This window comes from Haloglycomyces albus DSM 45210, assembly GCF_000527155.1.
GTDB classification, from domain to species: domain Bacteria; phylum Actinomycetota; class Actinomycetes; order Mycobacteriales; family Micromonosporaceae; genus Haloglycomyces; species Haloglycomyces albus.
In genome coordinates this window covers 2,312,839-2,326,400 of sequence record NZ_AZUQ01000001.1, presented here as the reverse complement: position 1 = coordinate 2,326,400, position 13,562 = coordinate 2,312,839, and the positions used below count along the sequence as shown (strand labels likewise).

Below are 13,562 nucleotides of genomic sequence, written 5' to 3'. Positions count from 1 at the left end.
CAATGAGCGACGTACTCGACCTTCAGGCCATTGAGAACGAAGAGCTCGACGCCAACGACGGCGTCCTCGCCTCCTCGAACTGGTCCACCGTCAGCTGCTGCTGCGGCGATCAGCAGATGAACTAGTTCATCATCACTCCGGGGCGGGTTGGTCGGGAAGACCCGATCGACCCGCCCCGGAGTCAGAACGGTTTGCTCGCCTTCCGGTCGGCGCCCAAGAAGCCCCACTGCCGACATACCTGACTCCGAATTCAGATGGGGGGACGGGCTTCGGACGCAGGACATTCTCGATATAAGGACGTGAACGATGAATCGCGATCTCCGCACCTATCTCCTCGGCCAGACCTCCTCCGTCTACGGCGCTACCGTCGTCACCTTCGGGATACCGCTGATCGCAGTCGGCAAACTCGGGGCCACGCCCTTCGAAGTGGGGCTTTTGACGGCGTCGTCCACGGTCCCCATGTTGTTTCTCGGCCTTCTCATCGCGACATGGACAGATCGCCTACGCCGCAAACGCCCCGCTTTGATCGCCTGCGACCTCGGTTCCGCCGCGATCGTGGCTCTCGCGGGCCTCTACATTCTGATGTTCGATGCGACACTCTGGCTCTTGATCGCCGTCAACCTGGGGCTGGCGGTGGTGGGGGTAGCGATCGAGTCGCTCTACTTCTCTCACCTGAAGAGCATCGTGTCAGACGACGGGCTCATGGCCGCACGGGCACGCTTGCAGGGAGGTGAGCAGACCGCTCGAGTTTTCGGGCAAGGAACCTCCAGCCCGCTGGTAGCGCTCAGCACCAGCCTAGTGTTCATTGTGGATACAATAACTTCGGTGCTCAGCGCATTGGCTCTATCGCGAATCCGTACGCCGGAAGTACCGACGGAAAGGCCGTCGAGTGACAAGACCTCGCGATGGTCCAGCGTATTCGAAGGCTTCCGGGTGCTCCGCGAGAATACCTTCCTTCGCTGGTACATCGCTTACACTTCGCTACAGTCGTTCGTCACCGGAATCACCCGGGCCCTAATGGCCCTCCTGATACTTACTGTGATCGGCGTGAGCGAGCAGTGGTATTCGCTTATGTTCATCGGTGTCACCGCCGCCGCCTTCTCCGGGACGGTCATTGTCGCTCGGTGGTGCAGCGATATGGATCCTCGCAAACTGACAGTCTTTACCGCGGTTGGAATGGCCGTGAGTGTCGTGCTGCTTCCGGCGGCCTCAGGGCCTTTTCCCGTGGCGGTCGCAATCCTGATCATTGCCATCTCCACCCCGGCGCTCCTCAGCTCAATGCACAACATCGGGATAACCACGTTCATTACCAAAGCCGTCGACGAGGACAAACTCGGACGATTCATCGTCACCCTCCGGCTGGTCACCAGTGGTGCGACCTTGGTGGGCGCACTTGCGGGCGGTATCCTCGGCGGACTCATCAGTATTCGGGGAGGCCTATGGACCGGGGCGATACTGTCTCTGTGCGGGCTCTTCCTATTGCGGCCATTGCTGAAGTCAAGCCGGGACGGACATGGCACAGACGTGAAAAGCGAACCGGCAGGCCAATCGGCCTCACAAAGCTGAAAAGCCCTGAACATACAGGACGGCCGCAGCGACCGCCGATTACCACGGGATCACGACTCGACTTAGTAGAATTTGTCAGAGTTCCAATCCTGACGGCTACGGTCGTTCCCTGGTGTGTCCTATACGAGACAGGCACATTGAGGACACTGCATGTTTATTGATATCTTCTTCCGTCGAGCGTAGAACTGAAGTAGCAGTTCAATCGCCACCGAAAGGACTTCATATGCGACGTTGGACCCGTGCGGTACTCACTCTGACGGCCCTTCTAGGCGCGCTGATCCTGCCACACGCTATCGAAGCAGGTGACCCCGTTGACGTCTCATCGGCAGGATGCTGGATCTGGTGCGATCCGGATTAATCCTCTCGAGATGTCGCCATCGGTCGGCGAGGCCGTGGCTCAACATCAGCCCGCCGACCGACAACTCAGCACAATGCACAAGCAATTTGCCCACAAGGGGCAATCGCCATCACGTTTTCAGGCTCCCACTCCCAGGTCAGACCAAGTCGTGGGCCAACAACCAACCGCGAGCGATCGCCAAGGCTCCAGCCTGGAACCTGCTCTGCGCACCGAGGCGCTCCAACAGGTCGGCACTGATGCGCCGAACGGTACGTGGTGAGACGTGAAGCTGTCGGGCAACAGCATCGTCGGTGAGCCCTCGACTCCACATCTGTAGCACGTGCCTCTCCTGGTCGGAGAGATCGTTGTCATCGCGCTTCCTTTTCCGCCCCAGCGGCACCGCCGATCTCCATACATCGTGAAACAGCGCCACCATAGCGGTCACCAAGGTTTCCCCCTTCACAACGAGCGCACCACCGGAACAATGCCGATCACTGATCGGGACGAAGGCAACGGACCGGTCCACGATCAACAGCCGAACCGGCAGTGAAGGAGTGACTCTCACCAGACCGCCCTCCGCACCTATCCAGTCGAGATACTCCACCGATGGTCGGTCGCGGCGAATCGATTCCAGGAAGACCATGCGAGTCCGTACCCCTCGCTCAAGGGAATCCTCGAACAACGGTCGACTTTCTTCGATGTGTTCCGGCGGAATACTACTCTGCGGATTGAACGACAGCATTTCCTCGACGCAGGACTGTTCCAGTTCCCTCAGGCGTCGTCCGATCGCTTCTCGACCGATAACCCGTTCGGTATCGGAATCCCGCCCATGTCCGGCACCGCCGATATTGGCCAGCAGAGTCGCGACTCCCAGACGAGTCTGTTCGATTTCACGCTGGCGTTGCAATAGCTCATGGCTCTGATCCGTCAACAGGGAGGACAGTCCTACTTCAGGATCGATTGCGGCGTAACCACCGTCGGCTCGCGGGGCCACCAAGGACAATCCGGTGAGTACATTGACCGCTTCGGTCGACTCAGATTCATCGATTCCCACTGATTCCGCCAAAACCCGAACGGAGGCACCTGGGTTCTGCAGGAGGGCAACATAGACCGATTCAATATTCTTGTCAATGCCCAACGATTCGAGCATCCGGTCTCCTTACGATATAGGCTTCGCAACAGCGACCCCGGGGCACCTGGGCCGCGAAGACGTTTATATAGGGAAAACCATTGTCGCACATGCATGACACGGAGTTTATTTCTGTATCTACCATGCAAATATGCATGATATCACTTTCATTCACCTGGACACAGCCATCGCAGTCCCCCATCCGATGCAGAAATACAGACCCTCCTTGGTACACGGGTACCTCGAATCTTGGGAAACTAAGGCCCCTCCCTTCAACAGCGACGAGATAGGGGTTCATCACCTATCCTTGAGCGCCACTAGCGGCGCTGCCACACCATCCAGAGCCCCACCACAGGGCTGGGTTCTTTCTCTCCACAGCGCCGATTGTTAGGAGACGGTCAGACCCAGCGACGACCTCCCTCGGGACGACAGAGGCGAATGAGGATTCAGCGATGAATCTGCGCACCCGCCGTTTTGGACGCGGACCAGTGTCAACAGACTCGCCCGACGGCACCGGCTCGTAACTGGATTCGACGCCCACGATGGATTACGATGTGGGAGAACATGAAACCTCCGTTCGGGGAGTAGGCATTGGGGCAAATCGCCGGTACCGAATTAGTAGCCGGCCAAACGACTATGGCGGTTGGACACATAATGCTCGTCGGGACCACTGAGCGTGAGATAACATCGTGCGCCAATCCCACAACGTCAACAACCGAACGCGCATGTGTCGGCGAATCCGAGGGATAGGCAAGAAGCCGCGTTGCCGCATTTGTCACCCACGGCAATCACGATCGTGGTAACCCCATACAGACGTATCCTCAACAGAACAGGCATACTGGAGAATCCCCATGGCGAATGATTCAAGAATCGCTCGGTTCACGGCGTTGCCGCGTACTGAAAAGCTGTATCACCATAATTTGTGGCGCACCGAAGCCGAATGTGTTGTGGTCAAACAGGTGGAAAACCTGGTAGCGCTGGAAGAAACATTGTTCTACGCCGAATCGGGCGGACAGGTCGCCGACCTCGGCTTCATCGACGGCGCTGAAGTCACGAACGTGAAGAAGGTAGGCGGCTCGCCGTTTTTGCTCCCCAACGGAGAGAGCATCAAGGTTGACACGGTGTTCGTCCACGAGCTGGACCCCGAAGGACCGGTCCCTACGTTCAGCCCCGGCCAGAAAGTTCACTGTCGCTTGGATTGGGACCACCGTTTCCAAAACATGCAGATGCACACCCTCGCCCACCTCATGTTCGTCGCAGCAGGCGAGCTGCTCAGCGAACGGGGCGAGGAACGTAATACCTTGGGATGCTATATCGACTCATACCGTTCCCGATTCGACTTTCTCAACAGCTTCGATCACGACGATGCCACTGAGATCGAATGCCGTGTGAACAAGAGACTCGCTGAAGGGGGAACCGCTACGGTTACTCCCATCAACGGTGCCGACGACGCCTATATATGGCGCCTTGGCGAAATCGAAATACCCTGTGGCGGCACACATGTCAACGATCTCTCTCAAATCGAAGGCGAGATCTCCGTATCCCGTCGTTCGAAGGGAAAAGGAAAGGTTCGCTTGACAGTCACCTTGCAACGTCCCAATGATCGATAGACTCCCTTGCACCACCGGGCATTAATAACGTTACCGAGCGACGTTGCCACACGTCCAGGTAGTTGAGCGGTCGTCCGATTGAGGACGACCGCTCAACTACCTAACCGGTTCTCATAAACTCTCTCCACCGCTCGGAGAATCGAATCGTCGACACCGGCCGCATTGAAGGTATCGGCAACATGGCCCGCACTCGCACGCATCATGGCATCAGAGGCGTTGTCGTTCGCGCCCTGTTGATGTAGACGATGGATCAGGGGGACGAACTCCGTCAGGTTCGCGGTAAAGTCGGCCGCGAATGCGGCGAACCTACCGCTGTCTCCATTCGCATCATCGACGGCCGAAATAGACTGCTGCACGGTCAGGAGGAAGGGGTGGAAAAGAGCCAGCATCGCTTGGTAGTACAACTGCGACAAACCAGGGTCGTCGCCGAGATATTCTGGGCGGCAAATAGACTGCAGGAGAGTCCAATACTGATCGTAGATTCGTTGCGGACCACTGTAGAGTACGTACGACAATTCATGTTCGATATCGTCGGATTGGGAGATAAAACCTCCAGTAAACAAGGTCCCTCCCCGGTCATCCACCCACTTGGCACCGTCACGCGCCTCCTGGGGTGTCCCGGAGGACAGATTGACGATCACTTTACCGTCCAGGGCGTTCTCCGCCTGACTCAGGACGTCGTACATGGCCGTGTAGTCGGTCAAGCTGAGAATCGTCACCTCGTTCGCGCGAACGGCTTCCGATACGGTTGCTGCAGAGGCAGTGCCTTCGGCTGCCATTCTTTCTGCCTTAGCCGAGGTTCGATTCCAAACGGTGACCCGGTATTCCTGATTAAGAAGCATACGAACAGTAGCTTTCCCCATCGGACCTAGGCCTATAACCGTCACCGATGGAGCATTGATTGTGTTGATCTTGTGGTCAGCCATGTAAAAATGATGAGGCTATCGGGGTTGATCTGCAAGAACGCACTTTCAAGTACGGTAGTTACCTATACGTGAGCAATATTGTCAGAGGTATGACGGTGAGCCAATTGAGAGATGTAGCTAACATGTGCGGCATGGGCGTCGCGATCGAGATCGTAGGCGGAAAATGGAAGCTACACATGATGTGGGTGCTCGACGACGGGCCGAAACGGTTCGGAGAGATTCGGCGCCTTCTCGACGGCATTAGCGAAAAGGTACTTGCCGAACAACTACGGCAGCTGGAAGATGACGACATCGTAAAGCGAACCGTCTACGCGGAGATTCCTCCCCGAGTGGAATACGAACTAACGGAACAAGGCTGGGAGCTTGCGAAGGCGTTGGAATCGCTGGAACATTGGGGTGAGGCAGTGCGCGAACGTATCCTGAATTCGCAGACGATCGAGGAAACCAACAATTAGGCGGAGTCGAACGCCCGATGGGCATCGCCTGATACCTCGTAGTCTGTGGTGGCCATTGTAGGCCGGAGCAGAAGTTCCCCCTACACCGAAAGACGTCCAACGAAATTCGCAGAAGACTCGGCGTAAGGGGACTGAGCAGCACATTAACCGACCGTGACTATATTCGTATATCCGATCGGTAGTACGTTGAGGCAGCGTGCATAAGTGCGAGGTTCATCGTCGCTTGAGTTGACGGAAGCTTTCGAAGATTCGCTCGAATCCGTCGCGCCCATGACCTTGACCGATTTGCTCTTGAATAAGGCCTTGAACCATATCGATCGCATGGGTTTTTACGTTTTGCGCTTTAGCGGCCTCGACCATGGCTTTCAAGTCCGAGAACTCCAGGCTTTGCTCAGCTTGCCGGTAATCACCTCCCTCGATTACCTTGGCGAATCCACTGAGACCTCCAGTCATGGCTGTCAGCCAAGGTGCCGCCATGCCGGCGAACTCGGATACGCTCACGCCTTCGGATTTCACCATGGCCGCACCTTGGAAGAACCCGGCGAACATCGTATACATCGCTGCAAGCAATGCCAAATCGTACAGCGAAGCCAACCCGGCATCAGAACCGAAGTACGTAGATGAGGCCCAAATGTCCAGGATATCCCGATGATGTTCGAATACGTTGGCATCTCCGCTATAGAGAATCGACGCCCCCTCTTGACCGATCATGGGCGGTACGGCGAGGATTCCACCGTCGAGGAAGTTGATGCCATGCTTCTCTGCCCACCGGTTGATCTCCCGAGATTCGTTAGGGCTGGTGGTGGTCAAATTGATGATATCCTTCCCGCGCAGATATTCGGATCGGCTGTAGAGCTGTTCGGTCATCGAATCACGATCGAGAAGACAAACCACAACGATTGGACTGGCGAGGAGGGCGTCCTCTACGGAATCCGCCACTTGAGCACCGGACTCCCGCAAGGCTTCGGCTTTGGATCGCGTTCGGTTCCAGACGGTAACGTCGTAGCTTTTCTGCAGTGCAGTTTGAGCCAACGCTGTTCCCATGGCTCCCAAACCGAGAAAGCTGATCGAGGTATTGATGTCTGACATTGTGACTCCTGTCTTGGGTTCGATTCCGGTACGAACAAGAGTCGGCCAGGTTTCTGTCCTGCACAAGACCATACTTTTTAGTAAGCCACTAACCGGCGAGTAAGGAATCCGGTGACACCCGTACCGAATCGCAAAGGCGAGACGGGAAACACAACATATGCCTGGAACATCGTTGAGTCCCGCGGGGACATGTCGGGTCGCAACCGTTTCATTTACTTGAACCCGTGCCGAAGGAGCGTAAGGTAACTGATCCGGCGCGGTTGCCCACGTGGATCGGTGCTTTCGCACTCACGGTATACCCTCCACTCTTATGTACTGGTTGGCGGAAATGGACGATCAATAACCAGATGCCCGACGAGCCTCGCCGGAGTAGGATCAGCGGATATGAACATACATCGTACTCGCCCTCCTTTTACCGCAGACGAACCAACCCAGCTTGTCAGCTGGCTGGACATGCAACGTGCCGTGGTTCTGTGGAAGTGCGAGGGCCTATCCGAAACAGACGCCCACCGTGCGGTCCTACCCGCGTCTCCCCGCATGACCATGGCCGGACTACTGGCGCACCTGCGATGGACCGAGAGCACTTGGTTCGAAGTAATGTTTCTCGGTCGTCCGGATGACAACCCACAGTTCAGCGAGGACGAAGAGGACGCCGACATGTTGGCGGACGGCTTGACTCTTCCACAGTTGATTGACAACTACAAAGACCAATGCGACATTTCGAACCGGATCATCGCGGAACACGACCTCGATCAAACCGGCAATTCCAACTCCAAATATCGTGTGTCAGAAGCGTCCCTGCGCTGGATGGTTCTGCACATGATCGAGGAGACCGCACGCCATGCCGGTCATGCCGACGCGATACGCGAGCTGCTCGACGGACAAACCGGCTATTACTAGCCCCTTCGACCACTGGGCTCAGTACAATGGCTCAACAGTGACCATTGAACCCCCTGTTTAGCGTTACCGATTGATTCGGTTTTGTGTTTACCCCTAAGCCAATGCGCACCCGACCCGCTGAGTTGGTCCGGTCACTGCTGTTATCCGCTTTAAGGGAAACGGTCTCGGGCGGTGAACTCGGAATCCGCCGCCAAGAGGTCGACCGTACTTGAGGCGCGTCCGGCATTCTCAAACGAATCACGGGTTCGCGCTGCACAACCTTTACGGGATAACCACCGTTGTTTGATGCGTCGTTGGGGACGACACCATCCGAAACGGCATCGTTGGATATCGGTACAACCGGAGTTACGAACAGAGTTTCATTGCTCAATGCGCCTCAACATTATGGGGCCGTATTGTCAATGTTGCAGGACAGGTCGGCGGGAAGAGTACAGTTCGTGATCTCGAACGTGGCAATGTCGTTCCATTCCACGCCTTCAGTGTTCGGATAGTTGCGGCTGTATTCCTTCGCGACTTCAAGACGGGTGTCATAGGAGAGTGGGAAGTCGGCTTGAGCTTCCATCCCCGTGTAACTTTTCCCTTCGATACCGCGAGGAGTTGAGCCGTTATACGGCACGCAGACGTTTTTGTAAACTCGTAGGCCAGTATGGTCCTCCATACCTGAGCCCGGATAATTGAGGCGCATATAGGAGTTCTCCTCACATCCACGGTCTGGGTAGGTTTTACCATGTGGTGAGTTGATGTGGTTGAGGGTGTGTTCGCCGCGAGTATCGTGTGCCCGCGCAAACAGACTGTAGTCGGTGACCCATGCGTCCTTTGAGGAAGGGGACGTCACAGCGATCTTTCGCAAGGCAGTGATGCGAATCTTCTCGTCTTTCTCGCCGTAATATTGCCCGGCGCAGACAACCCCGACATGGGTTGCTTCCCCTGCGGAGTCCGAGAGGGTATATTCCACGTGAATACAGGGGTTCCGTGCCTCTTCGGTGATGTCGTAGGCGATTTCAAAACGGTCGGAGGTTCGCGCCGCGTCATGGGTTCTGGTAATCGCCATGGACGTAGGTGTCAGGCCTTCCTGCCAAGTCAGGTTGATTGTGCCGTCCCTAGCACCGTCCTCGTATTGGAATGTCGCCGATGTGGCGGGGATGGCGGCTGAGGTTCGCATTCCCAGTTCATCCGGAAGGGAATCGTCCCACCTGGTCGGCGTACTCGACGCGAGCACGGAGCTCAGTTCGTCGCCGTCCACTGTCCAGGTCCAGGTCGTATCCCACAGGGCGATGTTGGAAACGATCGTCGCGCTGAAAATCAGAACCGCAATTGCTACCACGGGCAGGCGCTTTTTGAGTATTGCGGGTGTTGAGGGCATTGGGGGCTAACTTCCTCTGGGGGTCAAATCCGTCAAACGATTCGACGTTACAGGCTCAGCTCCTCAGCGACAACATGCAGGTCGAGCGGCGTCGGATCCACTCGGTCGAGCATGGCACGGTGGTTTCCCGCCTCCTAAAATACGGCGTGAGCGGCGTGGACTATGGGCCACTTGCGACATCGGGGAATGCTCGAATGAACCTCTAATTCGGATATTCTTCATCGATCTGATCAAAGCGATCCAGGGCCGTCTCGTACGGTGCCGCGTCCAATGCCACTCCCCGGCTGAAGGGGAACTCCAGGTTATACACCGAGAACAGCAATAGGGTCATCATCGCCGCGATCGTTCCGGCCATGAAGTACTGATAACGCCGGTTCGTCGTCCGGAGGCTCAATAGCACCCCCATCACCACGAACGCTCCGATGATCAAAAGCGTCCACATCGCCGGAGTCAGCCCCCGGTACGCCTCAAACAGGCGCTCGATCCGGGAGTCGGCCACCACTCGCATTTGGTCGCGTGCGTCGTCCAAACGCATCTGTGCCGACTCGGATTCTTCCTCGTACTCGGTCAAGGGGCCACGCATGTCGTCCAGCAAACGCCAACCTCGATTCCCCACCGGCTCTTGCTCGTCCATCGCGGGCCATTCGGAGTCGATGACCTCGTTGGTGTAGCTGCGCACCGCCTGTCGAACGTCCTCTTTGTCTTCATCGGCAAAGGCGTCGGCTCCCCAATAGACCTCCACCAAGGCGTCCGCCTCTCGATAGGTGGTGTTGCGCGCGTCGCTCCATTGTTCCCACGCCGTGATGAGTACAAAGGCAAGGACGATCGCGTACAGGACTGTCGTGATTTCAAACAGGGTTACCCGTACGTCATTGTCTTCGGAAATCCCCTCCGAACTGCTGCGCCGCTGCACAATCCATACCAGCATGCAGGTCAAACCTACCGCCGCTACAACAAAAAAGAGACTTCCAAGCCACAACACGACATTTCCCCTAAGCAACGCATACGACCATATTTCTGTGCAAATGGTAACGTTCCGACTGGAATAAAAGGGGGTACGACATGTCCAATTCGGTGCGTCGATTCGTGATCGCCGTATGCGCCGGAGCCGTGGCCTGCTCGCCTCATGTTGCTGTGGCACAAGATAGTGAACCGTGTGACGACCAATTCATCTACACGTGGTCCGATCCTGAGACCCGCGAATGGGGCATGTTCGGCATCGAACCGGAACGCGACACTTCGGTACGCCCTTTGGCTTCTCTCCCCGAACGCATCAACGCCGTCGGTTGGCACGACTCCCGCCAGTCCCTTTTCGGTCTCGCCAGGCCGCCGGAGGACTCTACCGACTACCTGCCACGTCTCGTGGAGATAGACCGCGATGGCGAGTGGACCGACCACGGTCCGTTGGAATGGCACGGCGCTCCCCTACCCGGATTGGCGGGCGCGTTCGCCGGTGACGTCGTCGACGATCACCTCATGGTCGTCACTCGACGGGCGGTGGTCGGCATCGACCTGGAGTCCGAGCTGGGAGTCGTTACCGAGAAGTTGGCGCTTGACGAAGTAGTCGCCACCGGGGGCGTGGGAGACGTCGGATACTGGGACGACGCTCTCTGGGGTGTCAGTACCGAACGCCAGGCCTTCGTTCGGATCGACTTGGTTGACGGTACTGTGGAATACCGTTCTGTACCCGACGTTCCATCCGACTCCACGGCCGGTGCCGTATCGGTTTCCGACGACCGGATTCGTTTTCTGGTCAATAACCTCGACGACCAAGCGGTATTGTTCGAGGCCGACCTCGACGGCGAGGATATGGAGCGTTTGGCTGAGGTAGAGGTGGTGACGTCCTCGGATTCCGCCCACTGCCCCGCGCGGGAACAGGACGAACCCGCCGACCCGAGCGAATCCCCCACGCTTCCGGCAGACCCCATACCGCCGGAGTCGCCGACTCCCGTCGAACCGACGCCGCCGAAGCCGACCTCCGAACCCGTGCCCGACGACGCACCTGCGGCCGTTCCCCCACCGACGGTGATTCCACCGCCGGAACCTCAGCCGAGCAACCCGCCCCCGCCTCCGAGCGACGATCCAGCGGTCGACGAACCCACGTCGCCCTCTCCGTCCATCGAAGTAATACCCGACCGTCCCGCCCGTTTGATTGTTTCTTCCGGCGAAGAGGAAGCCGCCACCGAGTCCAGCGAAAGTACCAGCCTTCGTACCCGCATGATGTTCGTCGGATTTGTGACAATGGGTGTTTTGGGAGCGGGGGTCGCCCGCATCGGGAGAGCAAGATGAGTTCTTTTCTAAAACGACTGACTTTATGTGAGCGATTGTTAGCATCACCCTCAGTTGCGATACCTATCCACTGAGGAGGTGGGAGCGTGCCGACGCTCACCAAGCAAACCGTGTCACCCACAGAGGTGTCCGAACTGGCCAACATGGTCCGCATCGAAGCGGACGACATGTGGGCCCACGCCTCTGAGATCAACCAACTCGCGGAGAACACCGATTCCAGCGGCGTGTGGAAACGCGATGCACTTCAGCAAGCACGACGTGCTGAATCGGTCGCCTACGAACTCGATCAACTGGCCGCCTCGGTCGACTACGCCTCCGACCGCCTCGCACATCAATACGCGCAGGCTCGAAGTCCGATGAAATGGACGGTGGCCGCGCTGGCGGCCAGTGTCGTGGGCGGTGCCGGGCTCTGGTTCGGGCTGAAAGGGAAACGTCGTGGCACACGCGATTGAGCAGGACACTACCGAGCTGGAGGGCCCGGAGGCCGAAATGGTCTCCGAGGGATGTCCGCACGCGACTCCCCGCGCGACCAGCACTCATATCAGCCGCGACGCGACCGGAGGTCAAGCGGTTCGAATGTCGGCCTCGCGGCAGCTGGCGAATTCCGCCGAGGCCATCGCCAACGTCTCCAAACGTCTCAACGGTTTGCTCTCCAACGAGCGAACGCGGCGAGCGCTCCGCGCGTTGCCGGGGCCGACCAGCGCCTTCATGACCCGATTGGCTCGGGTGCTGGTGAGCTCATCGCGGTTGGGTTGTATGGCCCACGGGGGCAATGTGGCGCGTAGTCTCGCGGCAATCCGCACGGTGACGGGGTCGAACAGTCTGTCCTCACATGTGGCGGCCTTGGCCTTGCGCCTGCGTATTGAGGCTATGGCGGAGGCGCATCCGGAGTTGTTGGAGGATTCCGAGGTTCACTCGATTATCGTCGCGCTGTCCGACGGGCGGCAGTTGGACGCTCTCCGTATCTATCGACGTATGAAGAGTGAGCGCGGTAATTCGCAGGTGATGGCGGATTTCGCTCCGATCTTTACGGAGCTGACGGGGCTTTTGGCCCTTTTGGACAATAATCCGTTCAATGATGCGGTCGCCTGGAGTCTGGTCACCAGCACCGCACCTAGGGGTGAGCCTTTGCTGGGTGTGTCGGCCGAGTGGGTCGCGGGCCTTGAGTCCGGTGCCGGTAGCGCGGTGAAGGTGGAACCGAGCGCTGAAGTGGCGTCCAGGTTGAACGCCGATTTCGGTGTGGAGTCGCATATGCGTAACATTGGCGCGCTTCGTGCGGAAGGTTATGTCTTGGTGCAGCGTATTGACTGTCACGATGGGCAGGATCGCTACATTGTGGATCTTCCGGGAATGACCGCCGACGAGGTGAGCGGCGAATCGACTCAGGATCTGGTGGGAGCGATTCGTAATGTGCAGCATTCTGATTCGACCTACACGCGGGCGCTCAAACAGTTCGTTATCGCCCACGCCGTCCCGGAGGGGAGTGAAATCGCCTTTATCGGGCACAGCCAAGGCGGTTCGGTGGCGATGAACATGGGTGAGGACGAGGATTTCAATAAGAAATATACGATCACCCATATCGTGGCGATCGGTTCTCCGGTGGACCATAAGAATCCGTTGGAATCGATCTGGTGCGCTTCAGTCACCAATCAGCACGACATCGTTCCGTCTCTGGACGGTCGAGGGCCGGGAAGCCCACATAATCCACACCCGGAGTGGTTCGAGGTGGACTACTCCGACCCTAGTCACGGTTTTCCGGCATGCCATCACGCAATGAAGTATGCCGAGAATCTGGCTCACGACATTCCACAGGCCGCCGCCGAAATCGATGCGCGTATGGAGCGTTATCGAGGACGTGTAGCGGAGACGTCCCTATGGCTTTTGAAGGACTGACGTCG

General features: G+C 57.7%; 14 protein-coding genes. 9 read left to right on the top strand and 5 right to left on the bottom strand.

The features are described from left to right. Positions 1–2 precede the first annotated feature (2 nt). The 3 genes from HALAL_RS19210 to HALAL_RS19205 all read left to right on the top strand — a co-directional run bounded on the left by HALAL_RS19210 (position 3) and on the right by HALAL_RS19205 (position 1,924). Positions 3–125 carry a hypothetical protein gene (locus HALAL_RS19210; RefSeq protein ID WP_281171617.1) on the top strand — a complete coding sequence of 41 codons (123 nt, stop codon included), beginning with the start codon at positions 3–5 and terminating at the stop codon, positions 123–125. A 181-nt stretch (positions 126–306) separates the two neighbouring features. Next, positions 307–1,566: an MFS transporter gene (locus HALAL_RS0110870; RefSeq protein WP_025274036.1), complete on the top strand. Its 1,260-nt coding sequence runs from the start codon at positions 307–309 to the stop codon at positions 1,564–1,566. A 223-nt stretch (positions 1,567–1,789) separates the two neighbouring features. Beyond that, on the top strand, positions 1,790–1,924 hold the full coding sequence (locus tag HALAL_RS19205) for a hypothetical protein (protein WP_281171616.1): 135 nt from the start codon (positions 1,790–1,792) through the stop codon (positions 1,922–1,924). Positions 1,925–2,060: 136 nt separating this feature from the next. Here the strand turns inward: HALAL_RS19205 and HALAL_RS0110865 are convergent, their stop codons facing one another. Beyond that, positions 2,061–3,053, bottom strand: a complete 993-nt coding sequence (locus HALAL_RS0110865) for a LuxR C-terminal-related transcriptional regulator (RefSeq protein WP_025274035.1) — start codon at positions 3,051–3,053, stop codon at positions 2,061–2,063. Between the two features lie 830 nt (positions 3,054–3,883). On the opposite strand from HALAL_RS0110865, the gene HALAL_RS0110860 reads away from it, so the two are divergent. Next, on the top strand, positions 3,884–4,642 hold the full coding sequence (locus tag HALAL_RS0110860) for an alanyl-tRNA editing protein (RefSeq protein WP_025274034.1): 759 nt from the start codon (positions 3,884–3,886) through the stop codon (positions 4,640–4,642). A gap of 92 nt (positions 4,643–4,734) precedes the next feature. Here the strand turns inward: HALAL_RS0110860 and HALAL_RS0110855 are convergent, their stop codons facing one another. After that, positions 4,735–5,568, bottom strand: coding sequence for an NAD(P)-binding domain-containing protein (locus tag HALAL_RS0110855; protein WP_084471960.1), 834 nt, complete (start codon positions 5,566–5,568; stop codon positions 4,735–4,737). An 89-nt stretch (positions 5,569–5,657) separates the two neighbouring features. Here HALAL_RS0110855 and HALAL_RS0110850 point away from each other — a divergent pair, with 89 nt between their 5' ends. Further along, on the top strand, positions 5,658–6,023 hold the full coding sequence (locus HALAL_RS0110850; RefSeq protein WP_025274032.1) for a winged helix-turn-helix transcriptional regulator: 366 nt from the start codon (positions 5,658–5,660) through the stop codon (positions 6,021–6,023). Between the two features lie 213 nt (positions 6,024–6,236). On the opposite strand, the gene HALAL_RS0110845 is transcribed toward HALAL_RS0110850, so the two are convergent. Then, a complete protein-coding gene (locus HALAL_RS0110845; RefSeq protein ID WP_025274031.1) occupies positions 6,237–7,112 on the bottom strand; it encodes an NAD(P)-dependent oxidoreductase in 876 nt (291 codons plus the stop codon). Positions 7,113–7,496: 384 nt separating this feature from the next. Between HALAL_RS0110845 and HALAL_RS0110840 the strand changes: the two genes are divergently transcribed. Beyond that, positions 7,497–8,012, top strand: a complete 516-nt coding sequence (locus HALAL_RS0110840) for a DinB family protein (RefSeq protein WP_025274030.1) — start codon at positions 7,497–7,499, stop codon at positions 8,010–8,012. A gap of 382 nt (positions 8,013–8,394) precedes the next feature. Here the strand turns inward: HALAL_RS0110840 and HALAL_RS0110835 are convergent, their stop codons facing one another. Beyond that, positions 8,395–9,375 carry a hypothetical protein gene (locus tag HALAL_RS0110835; RefSeq protein ID WP_025274029.1) on the bottom strand — a complete coding sequence of 327 codons (981 nt, stop codon included), beginning with the start codon at positions 9,373–9,375 and terminating at the stop codon, positions 8,395–8,397. A 202-nt stretch (positions 9,376–9,577) separates the two neighbouring features. Next, entirely contained in the window at positions 9,578–10,357 is a 780-nt protein-coding gene (locus HALAL_RS0110825) for a bestrophin-like domain (protein ID WP_483788299.1), read from the bottom strand. 80 nt (positions 10,358–10,437) lie between these two features. Here HALAL_RS0110825 and HALAL_RS0110820 point away from each other — a divergent pair, with 80 nt between their 5' ends. The 3 genes from HALAL_RS0110820 to HALAL_RS0110810 all read left to right on the top strand — a co-directional run bounded on the left by HALAL_RS0110820 (position 10,438) and on the right by HALAL_RS0110810 (position 13,557). Further along, the gene (locus HALAL_RS0110820; protein WP_025274026.1) at positions 10,438–11,664 is read left to right on the top strand and encodes a DUF6923 family protein; all 1,227 of its coding nucleotides are present in this window, start codon (positions 10,438–10,440) and stop codon (positions 11,662–11,664) included. Positions 11,665–11,750: 86 nt separating this feature from the next. Further along, positions 11,751–12,116, top strand: a complete 366-nt coding sequence (locus HALAL_RS0110815; RefSeq protein ID WP_025274025.1) for a hypothetical protein — start codon at positions 11,751–11,753, stop codon at positions 12,114–12,116. After that, complete coding sequence (locus HALAL_RS0110810; RefSeq protein ID WP_025274024.1) at positions 12,100–13,557, top strand: lipase family protein; 1,458 nt, start codon at positions 12,100–12,102, stop codon at positions 13,555–13,557. The genes HALAL_RS0110815 and HALAL_RS0110810 overlap by 17 nt, the downstream gene beginning before the upstream one ends. The last annotated feature ends 5 nt before the right edge of the window (positions 13,558–13,562 follow it).